19 protein-coding genes are annotated in these 17893 nt (G+C 59.1%); 2 read left to right on the forward strand and 17 right to left on the reverse strand.

Annotation, left to right across the window (positions count from 1 at the left end; translation table 11 throughout):
- Positions 1–238 (forward strand): hypothetical protein (locus tag DW937_RS15060; protein ID WP_207666645.1); only part of this gene is annotated, 238 nt, incomplete at its 5' end.
- Between the two features lie 127 nt (positions 239–365).
- Here the strand turns inward: DW937_RS15060 and DW937_RS10065 are convergent.
- The 13 genes from DW937_RS10065 to DW937_RS15065 all read right to left on the reverse strand — a co-directional run bounded on the left by DW937_RS10065 (position 366) and on the right by DW937_RS15065 (position 13508).
- The gene (locus tag DW937_RS10065) at positions 366–1256 is read right to left on the reverse strand and encodes a CPBP family intramembrane glutamic endopeptidase (protein WP_120120833.1); all 891 of its coding nucleotides are present in this window, start codon (positions 1254–1256) and stop codon (positions 366–368) included.
- Entirely contained in the window at positions 1253–1564 is a 312-nt protein-coding gene (locus DW937_RS10070) for a heavy metal-binding domain-containing protein (RefSeq protein ID WP_005944222.1), read from the reverse strand. The genes DW937_RS10065 and DW937_RS10070 overlap by 4 nt, the downstream gene beginning before the upstream one ends.
- Positions 1545–2198 carry a MerR family transcriptional regulator gene (locus DW937_RS10075; RefSeq protein WP_005944220.1) on the reverse strand — a complete coding sequence of 218 codons (654 nt, stop codon included), beginning with the start codon at positions 2196–2198 and terminating at the stop codon, positions 1545–1547. Before DW937_RS10075 ends, DW937_RS10070 begins: the two co-directional genes overlap by 20 nt.
- Positions 2199–2414: 216 nt before the next feature.
- A complete protein-coding gene (locus DW937_RS10080) occupies positions 2415–3602 on the reverse strand; it encodes a DEAD/DEAH box helicase (RefSeq protein ID WP_120120834.1) in 1188 nt (395 codons plus the stop codon).
- Positions 3603–3728: 126 nt separating this feature from the next.
- Positions 3729–4031: an HU family DNA-binding protein gene (locus tag DW937_RS10085; RefSeq protein ID WP_118528605.1), complete on the reverse strand. Its 303-nt coding sequence runs from the start codon at positions 4029–4031 to the stop codon at positions 3729–3731.
- A gap of 219 nt (positions 4032–4250) precedes the next feature.
- Entirely contained in the window at positions 4251–7502 is a 3252-nt protein-coding gene (gene carB / locus DW937_RS10090; RefSeq protein ID WP_118528607.1) for a carbamoyl-phosphate synthase large subunit, read from the reverse strand.
- Between the two features lies 1 nt (position 7503).
- Positions 7504–8613, reverse strand: a complete 1110-nt coding sequence (locus DW937_RS10095; RefSeq protein WP_005944209.1) for a carbamoyl phosphate synthase small subunit — start codon at positions 8611–8613, stop codon at positions 7504–7506.
- Between the two features lie 21 nt (positions 8614–8634).
- Entirely contained in the window at positions 8635–9228 is a 594-nt protein-coding gene (pyrE, locus tag DW937_RS10100; RefSeq protein ID WP_118528611.1) for an orotate phosphoribosyltransferase, read from the reverse strand.
- Between the two features lie 134 nt (positions 9229–9362).
- The gene (locus DW937_RS10105; protein WP_005944201.1) at positions 9363–10289 is read right to left on the reverse strand and encodes a dihydroorotate dehydrogenase; all 927 of its coding nucleotides are present in this window, start codon (positions 10287–10289) and stop codon (positions 9363–9365) included.
- On the reverse strand, positions 10289–11062 hold the full coding sequence (locus tag DW937_RS10110) for a dihydroorotate dehydrogenase electron transfer subunit (protein ID WP_005944199.1): 774 nt from the start codon (positions 11060–11062) through the stop codon (positions 10289–10291). Before DW937_RS10110 ends, DW937_RS10105 begins: the two co-directional genes overlap by 1 nt.
- A complete protein-coding gene (gene pyrF, locus DW937_RS10115; RefSeq protein WP_120120835.1) occupies positions 11043–11909 on the reverse strand; it encodes an orotidine-5'-phosphate decarboxylase in 867 nt (288 codons plus the stop codon). The genes DW937_RS10110 and pyrF overlap by 20 nt, the downstream gene beginning before the upstream one ends.
- 57 nt (positions 11910–11966) lie before the next feature.
- Positions 11967–13157, reverse strand: a complete 1191-nt coding sequence (locus DW937_RS10120) for a dihydroorotase (protein ID WP_120120836.1) — start codon at positions 13155–13157, stop codon at positions 11967–11969.
- A 189-nt stretch (positions 13158–13346) separates the two neighbouring features.
- The gene (locus DW937_RS15065; RefSeq protein WP_207666646.1) at positions 13347–13508 is read right to left on the reverse strand and encodes a hypothetical protein; all 162 of its coding nucleotides are present in this window, start codon (positions 13506–13508) and stop codon (positions 13347–13349) included.
- Positions 13509–13652: 144 nt separating this feature from the next.
- Between DW937_RS15065 and epsC the strand changes: the two genes are divergently transcribed.
- Complete coding sequence (epsC, locus tag DW937_RS10125) at positions 13653–14324, forward strand: serine O-acetyltransferase EpsC (protein WP_120120837.1); 672 nt, start codon at positions 13653–13655, stop codon at positions 14322–14324.
- A 307-nt stretch (positions 14325–14631) separates the two neighbouring features.
- Here epsC and DW937_RS10130 read toward each other — a convergent pair whose 3' ends face one another.
- The 4 genes from DW937_RS10130 to DW937_RS10145 all read right to left on the reverse strand — a co-directional run bounded on the left by DW937_RS10130 (position 14632) and on the right by DW937_RS10145 (position 17882).
- The gene (locus DW937_RS10130) at positions 14632–15066 is read right to left on the reverse strand and encodes a DUF3842 family protein (RefSeq protein WP_044954000.1); all 435 of its coding nucleotides are present in this window, start codon (positions 15064–15066) and stop codon (positions 14632–14634) included.
- 8 nt (positions 15067–15074) lie between these two features.
- Positions 15075–16463, reverse strand: coding sequence for a Sapep family Mn(2+)-dependent dipeptidase (locus DW937_RS10135; RefSeq protein ID WP_120120838.1), 1389 nt, complete (start codon positions 16461–16463; stop codon positions 15075–15077).
- Positions 16464–16592: 129 nt separating this feature from the next.
- The gene (locus tag DW937_RS10140) at positions 16593–17078 is read right to left on the reverse strand and encodes a small multi-drug export protein (RefSeq protein ID WP_005944184.1); all 486 of its coding nucleotides are present in this window, start codon (positions 17076–17078) and stop codon (positions 16593–16595) included.
- 51 nt (positions 17079–17129) lie between these two features.
- A complete protein-coding gene (locus DW937_RS10145; protein WP_120120839.1) occupies positions 17130–17882 on the reverse strand; it encodes an exodeoxyribonuclease III in 753 nt (250 codons plus the stop codon).
- Positions 17883–17893: the final 11 nt, after the last annotated feature.

Raw genomic sequence — 17893 nt, forward strand, 5'->3', positions numbered from 1 at the left:
TGACGACCTGTTTATTGTACCACCGAAGTGGTTTTTTGTCAAGCCTTATTTTTTAGAAGCTTTTGAACTTTCTGAACTTGGACATCCAAGAAGTTTCTCAGAACAAACTGGAACTTTTCAGCGTCTATTGGTTCTTTTCAAGGGCTTCCTGCTGAGGCTCTGGAAGTCATTCTTTTGCCTCAGCGCTTGGCGCTCAAGTATAATACCACACCCCCGCCTCCTTGTCAACACTTTTTGACAGATTTTTTCCAATTTTTTGCGTGCACCCCAAAACAGCAGCAGGCCGCAGGAAAAACTGCGCCGCAGCTGCTTTGCAGCTGCGGCGGCAAAAGCGGAAGAGTCCTCTCCCGGAACTATTCAGGTTTTCAGGATCTTCGCAGGGTCAGCCAGACTGCAGCAGCCAGCATGGGCAGCATTCCGATCAGGCCAATGGGTGCCGGACCCAATACATTGTAATAGCTGTCTGCCGGGTTCGTCAAAACCACAAACAGCGCTGCCACCGCATTGAATGCGCCGTGTGCGATGGACGGAACCCAGATGCACCCGGTCTTTTCATAGAGCCAGTCCAACAGGGTATTGAGCGCAAAGCAGACTATGCACCACACGAAAAGGCCCAGCACTGGCGCACCCAAGTAGTTGGTGCCGTATTCGTAGCCCACCAGCAGCATCAGAGGCCAATGCCAGACGCCCCACACAACGCCGCCCAGCAGACGGCTATTCAGAAGACCGAACTGCTCCTTCAGGCGGGGCATCATGTAGCCGCGCCAGCCGGCTTCCTCGCCCAAAGCTGCGAACATATTGATGACCGGAGCCAGCGTGACCGCGAACAGACCTGTTTCCAGCATGTAGCCAAGGTTGGATACGCCCAGCTCCCTGCGCAGGGTCTGAGCGTCCATCTCGCCGCCGTAGGCCGCTGCCAGCCAGCTGCCGGAGAGGTCCAGTCGATGCGGGAACACCGCAAAATAGAGCACTGCGGCCAGCACCGTGAATACCGCCGGGCCGAACCACGCCGCCAGCCAGTAGCGGCGCTTGCCCTGCACCCTCCAGCCGATGCCGGTGGGCTGGCGCAGAAAGACCTTTTGCACCAGCAGCACCGCCAGAAGCGGGCAGAGCATGGTGGCGACCAGCGCCAACTGATACAGCACGGCATTCTGCTTTTGCAGCAGCGCCATGCAGCCGCCGACCTGACACAGCCATGCCAGACCAAATGCTAACAGGAAATAAAGGCCGAAGCCCTGCTTTTCTTTTGTGGTCATACGAACTTCACCGCCGTTCCATAAGCAATGACTTCTGCCGCGCCCTGCATGACGCTGGCGGAAGCGTAGCGCATTCCTACAACTGCATCCGCTCCAAGGGCCTCTGCATCCTTGACCATGCGTCCTGTGGCAATCTGCCGGGCTTCGGTGAGCATATCCGCGTAATCGGTCACTTCACCGCCCACCAGCGTGCGGAACCCCGCCATCAGATCGTGGCCCAGATTGCGGCTCTGCACCGTGCTGCCGCGCACCACACCCAGCGCTTCCAGCTTTTTGCCGGGTACCTCGTTAATAGTTACGATAAGCATCTTCTTCTCCCTTTCCGATCTCTTCAATGCGTTCCAGCAACACCTTTAGCGTGCCCACGATGCACCCCACCGGGATGCCGAACAATACGATGAGCAGCGGCAGCGGCGGCGCTTCCTGCGGGTCGCTGTAAAAGGCCCACGCCATCGTTGCGATCACAAAAGCCATCAGCGCCACAAAAAGGGCAGCGCCGATACAGGCACCGCGGATGCGCTCGCCTTTTCGGTCTGTGCGTTCAATGTTCACAAAGGTCACTCCCTGTTCCTCCCGTGCAGCAAGGCGCGCAAGCGTCTGCTCCACATCCAGTTCTTCAAGGTTTCCGGAAGCCTTTTCCAATACGGTACAGAAGCCGATGGCTTCGTCCAGATCCTTGCGGCGGGTGCTCAGACGTTCCAGCTGCTGGGCCATTCCCTCGGCCAGCGTCTTCTGCCCTTCCAGCATTTCCCGGATCTCGGCCAGCGGCACATCCAGCTTGCGCAGCAGCTTGATGCGGCGCAGGCGTTCCACGTCCGCCTGCGAGTAGCTGCGGTAGCCGTTGCCCGGCTCGCGGCTGGGGGTAATGAGCCCCTCCTCCTCGTAAAAGCGGATGTTCTTTTTGGTCACGCCCACAGCGGCTTCCACTTCGTTGATCTTCATGGCTCCGGTGCCTCCTTACGTGCCTATGTTACACCTTCCAGAAAGGGGAAGGTCAATAGATTTTAATAGAAAAGTGAGACTCCCCCAGTCTGCTTCGCAGACAGCCCCCTCGGAGATGGGGCCTTTGGCAAAACATAAAACTTTGCCGCACTGCCAAAGGCTCCCTCCTTGAGGGAGCTGGCGAGCGAATGCGAGACTGAAGGAGTTCTTATTTTATCAGAAGTAGCACTTGATCTGGAACCGGTCGGCGCTGTCCTGCTTTTTCTCCACCACAATGTGCTCATGGTTGAAGTCGAAGTGCACCGGGGTGCACAGGTCGGTATTGCGGGTCAGGCGCAGCAGCTCCTGCACCCGCTTTTTCTCCTCCGGCACATAGAACAGGTAGCTCACGCCCTCCTTTTTGGCACGACCGGTGCGGCCGATGCGGTGGGTGTAATGTTCGTTCTCACTGGGCACATCGTAGTTGATCACGGCATCCACATCCGAAACATCGATGCCGCGGGCGGCAACGTCGGTGGCTACCAGAATGGCCAGCTTGCCGTCCCGGAAGTTCTGCATGATCTGGTTGCGCTCCTTCTGGGAGAGGTCGCCGTGCAGACAATCCACCGAGAAGCCCAGCCGTGCCAGCTGGTTGGCCAGAGTGGCCGTGTTGAACTTGGTATCGCAGAACACCATCACCCGCTTGTAGCTCTCACCAATGATGATCTGTGCAAGGTCGGAAAGCTTGTTGCGGCCGGAGGTCTCCAGCATATACTGGGTGATCTTGGGCTGGCTTTCTTCCTTGGGCTGGACGGTGATCTCCTCGGCGTTGTGCTGGTACAGCCAGCCGATGTCCATTACCTCGCGGCTGATGGTGGCCGAGAACATGGAGAGGGACTTGCGGGCCTTCATCATTTCAATGATATGCCGCACATCCTTATAGAAGCCCATGTTCAGCATTTCGTCGGCTTCATCCAGCACGATCTGGGTCACATGGGAGATATCAATGGAATGGTGCTTGTAGTGGTCCATCAGACGGCCCGGCGTTGCCACCACGATCTGGCAGCCCTCGGCAAGGCGCTTTGCCTGCTTTTCCATGTTGGCACCGCCGTACACGCAGGCCACCTGCACTTCGGGCATAAAATAGGTCAGCTCTTCCAGCTCCTGCGCGATCTGCTGGGCCAGCTCCCGGGTGGGGGCCATGATCACGGCCTGCGGGTACTTGTTTTCCGGGAGGATATGCTCCGCCACCGGGATGCCGAAGGCACAGGTCTTGCCGGTGCCGGTGGGGGCTTTTGCGATCACGTCATAGCCCGCCATCATGACAGGGATGGTCTTTTCCTGAATTTCGGTCATTTCGGCAAAGCCCATGCGCTCCACGGCCTTGTGGATGGCATCGCTGCACTGCAACTCACTGTAAAGCATCTGATTCTCCGTTCCTTTGTCGTTTTATATTCTGAACCCAGTATAGCATGAAATGCCGCACTTGTCAGCAGAGAAACAAAAAGAACCGCACCCGGGGTCACGGGTACGGTCCTCAATGCACAAAGATCAGGCGGTCTCTTCCACGCTCTTCTTGCCTGCTTCCAGCTTCTGCTTGAAGCGGCCGCTGGCCTTGAAGCCGGGGATGGAGGTGGACTCCAGACGGCTGGAAACCTTGGTCTTGGGGTTGGTGTAGGCCTTGGGCTTGCGGGGACGCATCTCAAAACGGCCAAAGCCTGCGATGGTCACCTTCTCGTCTGCGCGCAGGCAGTCGGCGATCTGGTCAAACATTGCATCCATCGTGGTCTCGACCTGTGCTTCGGTGAAGCCGGTCTTGCGTGCCACAGTCTCGATCATCTGGGAACGGGTCATGTATCTATATCCTCCTGGAGTGTCCAAAAGTAACGTCTTTTGGCAAATTTTGCGTTGTTGAGTATAACATAATTCACACACTGTTTGCGACAGATTGCGCACAAAACGTCATTTATTGCGCACGAACTTATGTAATCTCTATCCGTCCTTCACAAATACAGCGCCCGCTGTTTTGGCGGGCGCTGCAAAAAAGCATTTTACGGGTAATTCGTGAGGTAATTATTTGCGGTGATACAGGGTGGCAATATCCACCAGCGGGATATTTTCCAGACTGTGATCACTGCGCAGGCAGTTCACCAGAGCGTTGGCGGTATCCACTGCGGTGATGCAGGGGATGCTCAGCTCCACAGCCTTGCGGCGCAGGCGGACGGAGTCGCGCTTGGGGTCACGGCCCTTAGCGCTGGTAGAGAACACATAATCCACCAGACCGCTCTGCAGCAGGTCCACGATGTTGGGCGACTCGCCGGACATATTGCGCACCTCGTTGCAGGGCACCATGTGCTTGTTGAGCCATGCGCAGGTGCCGGAGGTACCGTACAGCTTGTAGCCCATGCTCTTGAGCTTCCATGCGATATCCACGAACTCCGGCTTGTCGCTGTCCTTCACGGTAAAGATGCAGCAGCTTGCAGGGCCGGGGGTCTTGAAGGTGTAGCCCGCGCCGATGAGGCCCTTGAGCAGGGCATCGTGGTAGTTGGGGGCAATGCCCAGCACTTCGCCGGTGGACTTCATCTCGGGGCCAAACTGGGTATCCACACCGTGCAGCTTTTCAAAGCTGAACACAGGCACCTTGACGGCCACATAGGGTGCGTTGGGGTGCAGGCCGGTGCCGTAGCCCATATCTGCCAGCTTTTCGCCCAGACAACAGCGCACCGCCAGATCCACCATGGGCACGCCGGTGACCTTGGAGATATACGGCACGGTACGGGAGGAACGGGGGTTCACCTCAATAACGTACACCTTGCCGTTGGAAACTGCGTACTGCACGTTCACCAGACCGGTGACATGCAGCTCGCGGGCAAAGCGGCCGGTGTAATCCACCATGGTGTCGATCTCGGCCTGAGTCAGGTGCTGTGCCGGGTAGACGCAGATGGAGTCGCCGGAGTGCACGCCGGTGCGCTCCACCTGCTCCATGATGCCGGGGATCAGGAAGTTCTCGCCATCGCAGATGGCATCCACTTCGCACTCGGTGCCCAGAATATACTTATCCAGCAGCACAGGGTGATCCATGTCCACATGCTCGGTGATAACGCCCATGTACTCGATCACGTCCGCCTTGGTGTAGGCCACGATCATGTTCTGACCGCCCAGCACGTAGGAGGGACGCATCAGCACCGGCAGGCCGATCTCGTCGGCGGCAGCCAGAGCCTCGTCCAGATTAAAGACAGTGCGGCCCGGTGCGCGGGGGATCTTGCAGCGCTCCAGCAGCTCATCGAAGCGCTCACGGTCCTCCGCTTCATCGATGGCATCTGCCGGGGTGCCCAGAATGGGCAGGCCGATCTCGTCCATGTGCTTTGCCAGCTTGATGGCGGTCTGGCCGCCGAACTGCACCACGCAGGCATCCGGCTTCTCGGTGGCAATGATGTTGTCCACGCTCTCCGGGTTCAGCGGGTCGAAGTACAGACGGTCGCCGGTGTCAAAGTCGGTGGAGACGGTCTCGGGGTTGTTGTTTACCAGGATGGCTTCGCAGCCGTGCTTCTTCAGGGTCCACACACAGTGCACCGAGCAGTAGTCGAATTCGATGCCCTGACCGATGCGGATGGGGCCGGAACCAAAGACCAGAACCTTCTTTTTCCTGGGCTCGCCCTTGGCAGATGCTTCGGCTTCCTTCTCGGCAATGAACTCAGCAGCTTCGTTGTCGCCGTCGTAGGTGGAGTAGAAATAGGGGGTGTTGGCCGAGAACTCGGCAGCACAGGTATCCACCATCTTGAAGCCGGCGCGGTAGTTCTCCACGGGCAGGGTGTCCACCTGAGCCAGACGCTTGATGGTCTTATCCTGGAAGCCGTACTTCTTGGCAGTCTTGTACTGTTCTTCGGTCAGCACGCCGTTGCACTTGGCAAGACCATTTTCCAGATCTGCCAGATGCTGCATCTTGTCCAGGAACCACCAGTCGATCTTGGTGATGCGGTAGATGGTCTGGTGGTCGATGCCGCGCTTGAGGGCCTCGTACACGCAGAACACGCGCTCCGCGTCCTGAACATGCATGTGAGCCACGATCTCGTCATCGGTCAGCTCTTCAAAGGGCTTGTGGGTCAGGGTGTCCATACCCAGCTCGATGGAGGAGACCGCCTTCATCATGGCAGCCTCAAAGCTATTGCCAATGCTCATCACCTCGCCGGTGGCCATCATCTGGGTGCCCAGAGACTTGTCGGCGTAGACGAACTTATCAAAGGGCCACTTCGGGTACTTGACCACGATGTAGTCCAGCGCAGGCTCAAAGCAGGCGCAGGTCTTGCCGGTGACATCGTTGGTGATCTCGTCCAGCGTGTAGCCAATGGCGATCTTGGTAGCCACCTTGGCAATGGGATAGCCGGTGGCCTTGGAAGCCAGTGCGGAAGAACGGGACACACGGGGGTTGACCTCGATGACCGCATAGTCAAAGCTGTCCGGCTTGAGGGCGAACTGGCAGTTGCAGCCGCCTTCGATGCCCAGCTCGGTAATGATGTCCAGAGCAGCGGTGCGCAGCATCTGGTATTCGTGGTCAGTCAGGGTCTGGGAGGGAGCCACGACCACCGAGTCGCCGGTGTGGATGCCCACAGGGTCCAGGTTCTCCATGTTACACACGGTGATCACGTTGCCCTTGTGGTCGCGCATGACCTCATACTCGATCTCTTTCCAGCCGGCGATGCACTTTTCCACAAGAATCTGATGGATGGGGGAAAGGCGCAGGCCGTTGGTGCCGATCTCGATGAGCTTTTCGCGGGTCTCGCAGATGCCGCCGCCGGTGCCGCCCATGGTAAAGGCCGGGCGCACGATGACCGGGTAGCCGATGCGGTCTGCACAGGCCAGAGCATCCTGCAGCGTCTCCACCACCTCAGAGGGGATGATGGGCTGGTGCAGCTTTTCCATGGTCTCCTTGAACAGCTCGCGGTCCTCGGCACGGTCGATGGTCTCGGGCTTGCAGGCCAGCAGACGGATGCCGGTGCGGTCCAGATAGCCGGAGCGGGCCAGCTCCATGGACAGATTCAGGCCCATCTGACCGCCGAGGTTCGGCAGCACGGAGTCCGGCTTTTCAATGTCCAGAATGCGCTCCACGACTTCCAGCGTCATGGGCTCGATGTAAACATGGTCGGCCACATCCGGGTCGGTCATGATGGTTGCGGGGTTGGAGTTCAGCAGAACGGTCTCGATGCCCTCTGCCTTCAGGGCGCGGCAGGCCTGCGTGCCGGAGTAGTCGAACTCCGCAGCCTGGCCAATGATGATGGGGCCGGAGCCAATGACCAGCACCTTCTTGATTCTAGGGTCCTTCGGCATTTCAGCGTGCCTCCTTTTTTGCTGCTTTGACGTTGTTCAGGAAGCGGTCGAACAGAAACTCGGTATCCTTGGGGCCGCCGTTTGCTTCCGGGTGGAACTGCACGGTAAAGCAGTTCCACTTCTTGTACTTGATGCCCTCACAGGTGCCGTCGTTGGCGTTCACCTGTGCCACCTCGCCCATCTCGGCGGGCAGCTCGTCGCCCACCACAGCGTAGCCGTGGTTCTGGCTGGTGATGAAGGTGCGGCCGGACTCAAAGTCGGTCACGGGCTGGTTGGCACCGCGGTGGCCGTATTTGAGCTTCATGGTCTTGGCACCGGCTGCCAGAGCACTCAGCTGGTGGCCCAGACAGATGCCGAAGGTAGGGATGTTCAGCTCAAAGATGTGCTTGAGGTTCTCGATGACCTCCACGGGTTCCGCCGGGTCGCCGGGACCATTGGACAGCATGATGCCGTCCGGAGCAAGGGCCTTGATCTCCTCTGCCGTTGCAAAGGCGGGCATGACCGTCACCTTGCAGCCGCGCTTGACAAGACAGCGCACGATGTTGCGCTTGCAGCCGTAGTGCATCAGCACGATATGGGTCTCGCCCTGCGGGTTGAACACCTCGGGCTTTTCACAGGTAACGTTCTTCACCGCATCGGTGACGGCGTAGGCGCGGATCTGAGCCAGCAGAGCCTCGGTCTCGGCCTTGTTGGCCGGGTCGGCGGGATCAAAGGTGGTCAGGATGGCACCGTTCATCACACCGCTCTCGCGGATGATGCGGGTCAGGTGGCGGGTGTCGATGCCCTCAATGCCGATGGTGTTGTTCTTTTTCAAAAAGCTGTCCAGCGTTTCCTCGCAGCGCCAGTTGGAGGGGGTGGTGCAGGCCTCGCGCACGATGTAGCCCTTTGCCCAGATGCGGTCGGACTCCATGTCGTCCTTATTCATGCCGTAGTTGCCGATAAGGGGGTAGGTCTGGGTGATGATCTGGCCATAGTAGCTGGGGTCGGTCAGGGTCTCCTGAAAGCCCACCATGCCGGTGGCAAAGACCACCTCGCCCACGGTGACGCCCTCGGCACCCACCGACTGGCCGGCAAAGACCATGCCATTTGCCAAAAGAAGATATGCGTTCATAGTTTTCCTCGTTTCAACACATTACAGGGTCTGCTTTGCTTCCTGCTTCATCTTGCGGCTGCCCAGATGCACCAGCGGCAGCTTGCCTTCCTTGCAGATGGGGCACTCTTCCGGTGCGTAGTTGGGCAGATCCAGCTTGAGGGCGCTTGCCACGATGGGAATGGGAGACGGAGCCTCGGGCTTGGTGCGGTCCACCACGCAGGTGATGCCCACGCAGATGCCGCCGTTCTCTTCGATCACGCGCTTGGTCTCCAGAGAGGAGATGCCGGTGGTGACCACGTCCTCAGCGATGAGGCACTTCTCACCCGGGTGGATGGCGAAGCGCTTCAGGGTCATCACATTGTCCACGCGCTCGGTAAAGATGGCGCGCTTGCCGGTCTGGCGGGCCAGCTCGTAGGCGTACACGATGCCGCCCATGGCCGGGCCGACGATCACATCCACGTCCATTTCCTTGACCTTATCTGCCACGCTCTTCATGACCTCGGCGCAGCGGTCGGGGTACTGCTGCAGATAAGCCATCTGGCAGTATGCGCTGGAATGGCGGCCGGAGGACAGCAGGAAGTGACCTTCCAGGAACGCGTCACAGCTCTTCAGGATCTCAAGTGCTTCACTCATTGTACTTCTCCCTCTCTTTTATAAAAATGTCTTTTGAACGGTATTGTACCACGCTTTTGCGTGATTTGCAAATTTATGCAGTAGCTTTGTTTTTATACGTATAAATCAGTGTTTATGCTGGTACATCAATTGGATTATTCAGCATTCCGGGCACATCCGCGGATCTCGTCCAGCGTTTTCACGCCGTTCTTGTCCATCCATGCAGCCATCTCGTCGGCAATGGTCTCCATGGCGCGGGGGTTGGCAAAGTTTGCGGCACCCACCTGCACCGCCGCAGCACCGGCCATGATGAACTCCAGTGCGTCACGGCCCGTGGCGATGCCGCCCAGACCCACCACCGGGATGTTCACAGCGCCCACGGCCTGCCACACCATGCGCAAGGCGATGGGCCGCACCGCCGGGCCGGACAGGCCCGCAAAGATGTTGTTGAACACCGGGCGGCGCTTTTCCAGATCAATGGCGCAGGCCTGGAAGGTGTTGGTCAGGCTGATGGCGTCCGCGCCGGCGGCTTCCACAGCCTTGCACATCTCAGGGATGTTCTCGGCCTGCGGGCTCAGCTTGACCATCAGGGGCTTTTTGCAGGCAGCGCGCACCATGCGCACCACCTCACCGGCAGCTTCGGCTTTCACGCCGTAGGCCATGCCGCCCACCTTGACGTTGGGGCAGGAGATGTTCAGCTCCACGATGTCCACTGCGCTGTCGCTCAGCATCGCGGCACCTTCCACATACTCTTCCTCGCTGTGGCCACCAAGGTTGGCAATGGCCACCGTGCCGTACTTCTGCTTCAGTTCCAGCATCTCGGGCAGCTCCACGTCAATGAAGTGCTGCACGCCGGGGTTCTGCAGGCCGATGCTGTTGATGAGGCCGGAGGGGGTCTCCCACAGGCGCTCGCCCTTGTTGCCGTACTGGCCGTGCAGGGTCAGGCCCTTGCCGGAGATGCCGCCGATCTTGGCAAAGTCTGCCAGCTCTTCGTACTCCACACCGTAGCCCACAGTACCGGATGCGCCGATGACCGGGCTGTTCATCACAAAGCCCAGCAGGTTGGTTTTCAGGTCAGCCATCAGAAGAACACCTCCGTTGCATCAAATACCGGGCCGTTCTTGCACACGCTCTTGCCCTCGCCGCCTCTGGTCTCGCAGGTGCAGCCAAGGCAGGCACCAATGCCGCAGGCCATCTTCTTTTCCATGCTCACAAAGCAGGGGGTACCCTTCTCGGCACACAGGCGGGCGGCGTTCTTCATCATGACCGTGGGGCCGCACACCAGCACCACATCGTAGTCGGCGGGGTCGTACAGCTGGGTGACAAAGCCGTGGAAGCCCACTGCGCCGGTGTCGGTGGACACCTTGACAAGGTTTGCGATCTCGCGGTACTCCTCCATGCAGTAGGGGGCATCCCGGAAGCCGAAGAACACATCCGGCTTCACACCTGCCGCTGCCAGTTCACGGGTGAGCTGGAACATGGGCGCGGTGCCGATGCCGCCGCCCACCACAGCGATCTTTTTGTACTTGCTCAGGATGTCCGGCACATCAAAGCCGTTGCCCATAGGGCCGGTGAGCTGGAAGGTATCCTTCATTTTGAGCTGCGCGATCTTTTCAGTGCCCTCGCCCACCACCTGATACAAAAACTCGATGGTGCTGCTGTCCGGGTTCCAGCGGTGCACACTGATGGGCCGGGACAGGAAGGGGGCTTCGTCTGCGCCCCATGCACGCAGGGTAAAGAACTGGCCTGCGTGGGGTGCGTGGTCGCGGTCCGGCCAGACCACCGTCAGCAGACGGATGTCCGGGGCAATGACCTCATTGCGCAGGACAGTGGCTTCACAGCAGGCTGCACGCATGAGCAATGGCCTCCTTCATATTCACACATTCGTTGTAAGCGGCTTCGTCAAAGGCAGTGCCCGGCTGCTTCTTATAGGCCAGCAGGATGCCGCGGCTGGAGTTGACCACGCCGCCGTTGCCCTTGGTGAGGTACTGAGCAATGTCCTCGGCCTTGCCGCCCTGTGCGCCGTAGCCGGGGATCAGGAAGAAGCTGTCCTGATACTTTGCACGGATCTCGGTGGCCTCCTCGATGTGGGTGCCGCCGATGACCAGACCGATGGAGGAGTAGCCGTGCTCGCCCATGTAGTCCTTGCCCAGAGCGTTCAGCTTGTCGCCCACCAGATCGTAGACGTGGCGGCCGTCGGCCAGCTTCTCGTACTCAAAGTCCTTGGCACCGCCGTTGGAGGTGCGGCAGAGCACAAACATGCCCTTGCCCTGCTTTTCGGCGTAGGGCAGGTAGGGGCTGATGGAGTCCAGACCCATATAGGGTGCCAGCGTGACGAAATCACTCTCGAAATCGCCGGTAAAGTGACCCATGGCGTACATCTCGGCGGTCTTGGCAATGTCGCCGCGCTTGATGTCGGCGATCACCGGCACACCGACCTCGCGCACAGCCTTCAGGGTGTCGGCGTAGGCCTTCATGCCCTCAAGGCCCAGAGACTCGTAGTAAGCGATCTGCACCTTGTAGCAGCCTGCCACGGCCTTGGTGGCATCGATGAGCTTCCTGTTGAAGCGCACGATGTTCTCGCCCTTCGTCAGGGTGCTGTCCACGAAGTCGGCGGGCAGGTAGCTGAAATCGGTATCCAGACCTACGCACACCGGGCCGCGAGCTTCCACTGCTTCGTAAAGCTTATCCATGTTGGTCATTGTGGGTTCCTCCTGTTTGCTCTCTTATTGATTCTTATCTTATATAGTATTGTTTTTTCAATCCTCTGCCTGATAGGTCAGCTTGCCGCCCTTGATGGTGGCGCACACCTTGCCGTACAGCTCAGCGCCGTCGAACGGGGTGTTGTGAGATTTGGAGTGCAGCTTGTCCTTGTCCACGGTGTAGGGGGTATTCAGATCCACCAGCACCATGTCGGCATCGTAGCCCGGCTCCAGCTGACCCTTGGCAAGGCCCAGAATTTCTGCCGGGCGGGTGCTCATCAGGTGCACCAGCACCTCCAGCGGCAGGCCTTCCTGCTTGCAGAGCTTGGTGTAGCAGACGCCGAAGGCGGTCTCGCTGCCCACCATACCGGCCATGCCCTTCAGCTTGTCCTCTTCGGAGTGAGGGGCGTGGTCGGTGGCAATGGCGTCCACGATGCCGGTGCGGATGCCGTCCACCAGCGCCTGCACATCGTCGGCGGTGCGGATGGGCGGGTTCACACGGTAATCGCAGGTATCATTGGTGAACCACAGGTGGTGCGGGGTCACCTCGCAGGTGACGGGCGCCCCCCGCAGCTTTGCCATCTGGATGGCATCCAGCGCACCGCGGGTGGACACGTGGCACATGTGCAGCTTGGTCTGGTAGTATTCGCTCAGCCAGCAGTTGCGCACCGTCTCGATGTCCTCAGCCAGACGGTAGTCCCACGGGCTGATCTCCATATCCTCGGCGTGGCTCATCACGGTGATATCCTTCTGGGTGCAGATGGCGAAAGCCTTTGCCATGGTGGCATTGTCCTGCACGCCGTGGCCGTCCTCGGTGATGAACTTCACACCGGCAGGCAGGGTCTTGAGGTGGTCGATGCTCACACCGTCAAAGTTCTCGGTGATGGAGACGGTCTGGTTCACATCGCACAGACCTACTTCGGCAGCCTTCCGCTCCACCATGAACGCCTGTGCCGCAGAAGAGCACACCGGCTTTGTGTTGGGCATCAGGTTCACGAAGGTGTAACCGCCGGCGGCTGCGGCGCGGCTGCCGGTCTCGATGTCCTCCTTGTACTCAAAGCCCGGGGTGCGCCAGTGGCAGTGCAGGTCCACAAAGGCGGGCAGCACGGTCAACCCACCGGCATCAATGACCGTTTCGTTTTCCCCGGCCAGTGCCTCCAGCTCCTGACCTACAGCAGCGATCCTGCCGTCCTTTACAAAAATCTCAAGCGGTCTTCCTTCGGTGTTCACAGCATTTACAAGCAGCATCGCAGTTCCCTCCTGATTTGCGTTTGTCTGGTTCGGCTTTCCGGCTTACGGGCAAAAAAAAACTTTTCCCCGCAAAGGGAAAAGCTCATTCCACAAAAAAAGGAAACAACGAACCCACGGCAAAACCGGATGCGAACTGCTTGTTCAGTTTGGTGCACATCGCGCTTTTCTGCATGGTGCTGTCTCCTTTTATAAGTCTGGAATCTTTTCATAATATTTTAGCATAGAAGCGCGAAATGTGTCAATGCTTCCGCATATATTTTGTTGCAAAAAGGTTTGCCGCTTCCCTCCCGGAATTTTAGCTACTCTACCCAAAAGCAGTTTTTCCCCGCCAGATTCAGGGTTAGTCATGCCAATTCCTAGCATATTGCTGTACATTCCCGTCCGGGTGTGCTATTATAATATGGTCAAAAGAGTCAGAGGCTGTTTTCATGGCAGAGGCGTGATTTTTATTCAGAGCAGCTTCATCGGAATCAGGAAAGAGAGGGTTTTCCCATGGGTTTGTTGGAGGACGCGCGGAACATCCAGCGCAAGGACCCCGCTGCACGCAACGTGCTGGAGGTCATTTTGCTGTATCCGGGCTTTCACATTCTGGTGTATCACCGCATTGCGCACTGGCTATACCAGCACAAGCGGTTCTTTCTGGCCCGGTGGGTCAGCCAGCATGGCCGCCGCCGCACCGGCATCGAGATCCATCCCGGTGCCACCATCGGCAAGTGCCTGTTTATTGACCACGGCATGGGCATCGTGTTCGGTGAGACCTGTGAGATCGGGGACAACTGCACCATCTACCACGGTGTCACTCTGGGCGGCACCGGCAAGGACACCGGCAAGCGCCACCCCACTCTGGGCAACAATGTGCTGATCGGTGCAGGCACCAAGGTCCTTGGCCCGGTGTATATCGGGGACAACTCCCGCATCGGCGCAGGCAGCGTGGTGCTGCGCAATCTGCCCGCCAACTGCACCGCCGTGGGCGTGCCCGCCGAGGTGGTGCGCATCAACAACAAGGCCGTGAACCCGGCGGACGATCTGGACCAGCAGGATCTGCCGGATATCGTAGCCCAGCGCCTGACCGATCTGGACCGCCGTCTCGGCGCGCTGGAAAACGCTGCGCAGGGCGACACCCCGCCCACAGCAGCGCAGATCGCCGCACGACAGAAGTCGTAACGATTCAGAATGCCCTCCGCTTGCGCTCTGGGCATTATTCAAGGAATTTATATTCTTTAGATGCAAGTCGGAAAATCCTGCGGGATTTTCCGACTTGCATCTTTACTGGAGAGGGCACAATGAAGAAGCGGCCTGTTTCCAGGCTGTGCGGCTGTTTCCGCAGGAAACAAGCACAGACAGATCAAGTTTTCCTCTTGGACCCTTTCCGTGAAAATGCAACAGCGGACAGCCCGCAGGCTGTCCGCTGTTGCTCTATTATAAGATATTTTTCCGCTGAAGATGCCCAGAGCGCAAGCGGAAGGCATTTTCAATAAACCCTTTTTCCGCAGCCTTCCCCGGCGCAGAGAGCTTTCACCTTCTGCACCGCAGCGGCCACCAGATCACTGATGGGCTGTTCCGGCACACCCACGATATAGTTTTCACAGTGGTTCACCGGGATGAGCACCCGCGTCGCATGGCTCTGACACACGGCTGTGGCCATAGCGGGGGTGATCTCGCCCAGCAGTGCATCCGCAACGACGATGCCGATGGGCCCCACGATGATATCCGCGCTGCGGCAGTTCACCACCACGGCGTTCTCGCCGGTGGCGGCACGCGGGGCACCGGCCTTGCGCATGGCGTTTGCCGCCAGACTGTTGGTGCCCACCGCAGTGAGCCGGGCCTCCGGACACTGCGTGCTCAGGGCTGCCACCAGCTGTTTGCCAAGGCCCCCGCCCTGCCCGTCGATGACGAGCACATTCATCGGCTGCATCAGAAGTCGATCTCCTCAAGGCGCAGCAGCGCGATGATATAGATCTTCACGGCTTCCAGCAGCTTGTCGATGGGTGCCGCTTCGTTTGCACCGTGCATCGGGCCGCCAAATTCCGGCAGCGGCAGGTCCACATGCTCGGGGCCAAAGCTGACCGCATAGGGGAAGTGGCGGGCATAGGTGCCGCCGCCCATGGTGAAGGGCTTGGCGTTCTCGCCGGTCACTTCGTTGTAGGTGTTGATGCAGGCCAGAATGGCGGGGCTGTCTGCTTCAATATAGAAGGGCTCGGCAACGGTCACATCGCGCAGCTCAGCGCCATCGCCCAGTGCGGCACGGATCTGCTCGGTCATCTTTTCGCCGTTGGTGCAGGTGGGGAAGCGGCTGTCCATGGTCTGGAAAATGCGGCCATCTTCCATGTAGATGCGGCCGCCGATCACGGTCAGCGGGCCAAAGGGGCCATCGGCGCAGTTGATGCCCAGACCCTCACCGGCAGTAGAAGCGTGCAGCTTGCGCACAGCCTCCAGATAGGTGCGCTCGGTCTCATTGCACAGGCCGTTGTCCAGCAGGTAGTTCACCACCAGACCAATGGCGTTCACGGTGCCCTGCGGCATGGCTGCGTGGCCGGACTTGCCCCAGCCGCGGATGCGCACGCCGTCGCCTTCCGGCTCCAGCGTGATGTTGGGGGCATTCTTCAGCTTGGAGATGTCGGTCCTGACCAGCGCACTTGCACGGTCGGGCACGGCGTTGTTTGCCACGCCGCCCTCGATCTCCACGATGACACCGTTACACACCGGGCTGACGATCTTGGCACCGAACAGGCCCTTCTCGCCGTTGCACACCGGGAACTCGGCATCCGGGGTAAAGCAGAAAGCGGGAGCCGGGTAGTTTTTGAGGTAGTAGTCCACATCCTGCATGTGGGTCTCCTCATTGGTGCCTGCCAGTGCGCGGATGGGGTAGCGCAGCTCATAGCCCTGCTCCTTGAGGAACTTCAGGGCATACAGGGTAGCCACCATGGGGCCTTTGTCGTCGGCAACGCCGCGGCCCAGCAGCCAGCCGTCCTGAATGCGCATGGTGAAGGGGTCGGCCGTCCAGCCGTTGCCCACGGGCACCACGTCCACATGGCAGATGGTCGCCAGATACTTTTCCGGGTCCTTGCCGGCCAGCTCTGCATAGCCGATGTAGTTTTCGCAGTTGCGGGTGGCAAAGCCCATGCCCGCAGCCAGCTCCAGCGTCTTGTCCAGCGCTGCACGGGGTCCTGCTCCGAAGGGTGCACCCTCTTCCGGGGTGCCCTCTACGCTGTTGACTGCCACCAGAGCGGCGATATCCTTCAGCAGCTGCTCCTTGTTTTGCGCAATATATGCGTCGATTTTCTGATTCAGTGCCTGATCCATGATCTTATCGTTCCTTTCCGTCCGGCAGCTTTTCGCCGCCGGTTCCAAAACACCTTTTTATTTTAGCATACTCAGCGGCAAAATACCATTGTCAATTGTTGTTCTTTACCGGAACATGGTCTTTTTTCCTCAGCCCACCGAGAACAGGGTGCTCAGCGCACCCAGCAGGCCCGCGCTGGCCAGACCCATGATGATGCCCGCCAGCAGCACGCCGCCCATGCAGGCCTTGACCACGTCCTTGAACTTCATATCTAGTATCGAGCCTGCCAGCGTGCCGGTCCATGCGCCGGTGCCCGGCAGCGGGATGCCCACGAACAGCAGCAGCGCCACCACAAGGCCGCGGCCCGCCTTGGCTTCCAGTGCGCGGCCGCCTTTCTCGCCTTTGACGATGCAGAACTTGCAGATTGGCCCGATAAGGGGCTTGTGGTAGCCCCAGATCAGGAATTTGCGTGCAAACAGATAGATGAACGGCACCGGGATCATGTTGCCCACCACGCACACCAGATAGGTGGGCAGGATGGGCAGGCCCATGCCAAGCCCGATGGGGATGGCTCCGCGCAGTTCAATGAGCGGCACCATGGAAACGAAAAATACCAGCAGATAGCTTTTGAGCATAGAGTCTCCTTTTTCCTGCTCTTTCCGGGAGAGCAGGCATTTTTTTACAGGTTACAGGTCAATGTCCAGCTCCACCGGGCAGTGGTCTGAGCCGAAGATCTCGTTGTGGATCTCCGCCGCGCGGATCTTATCGGCAATGCGGCGGGACACGATGAAGTAATCGATGCGCCAGCCCGCATTCTTCTCGCGGGCGTGGAAGCGGTAGCTCCACCAGCTGTACTTCACCTCGTCCGGGTGCAGCACGCGGAAGCTGTCGACAAAGCCCGCGTCCAGCAGTTCGGTCATTTTGCCGCGCTCCTGATCGGTAAAGCCTGCGCTCATGTGGTTGGTCTTGTCGTTCTTGATGTCGATCTCCCTATGGGCAACATTCAGATCGCCGCACAGGATCACCGGCTTTTTTGCGTCCAGTGCCAGCAGGTAGGCACGGAAGGCATCCTCCCACTCCATACGGTAGTCCAGACGCTTCAGCCCGTCCTGACTGTTGGGGGTATAGCAGTTCACCAGCCAGAACCCCGGGTATTCCAGCGTGAGCACACGGCCCTCGTGGTCGTGCTGCTCAATGCCAATGCCGGTGGTCACGGCCAGCGGCTGCTCACGGCACCAGCAGGCCGTGCCGGAATAGCCCTTCTTCTCGGCAGAATAGGTATACTCGGTGTAGCCATCCGGCGCAAAATCCGCCTGACCGGGCTGCATCTTGGTCTCCTGCACCGAAAAGATATCGGCATCCAGAGCCGCAAAGCTCTCGGCAAAGCCATGGGTCAGGCAGGCGCGCAGGCCGTTGACGTTCCAGCTGATCAGTTTCATAGGTATACTCC

Source organism: Faecalibacterium sp. AM43-5AT, assembly GCF_003603345.1.
Classification (GTDB): domain Bacteria; phylum Bacillota; class Clostridia; order Oscillospirales; family Ruminococcaceae; genus Faecalibacterium; species Faecalibacterium taiwanense.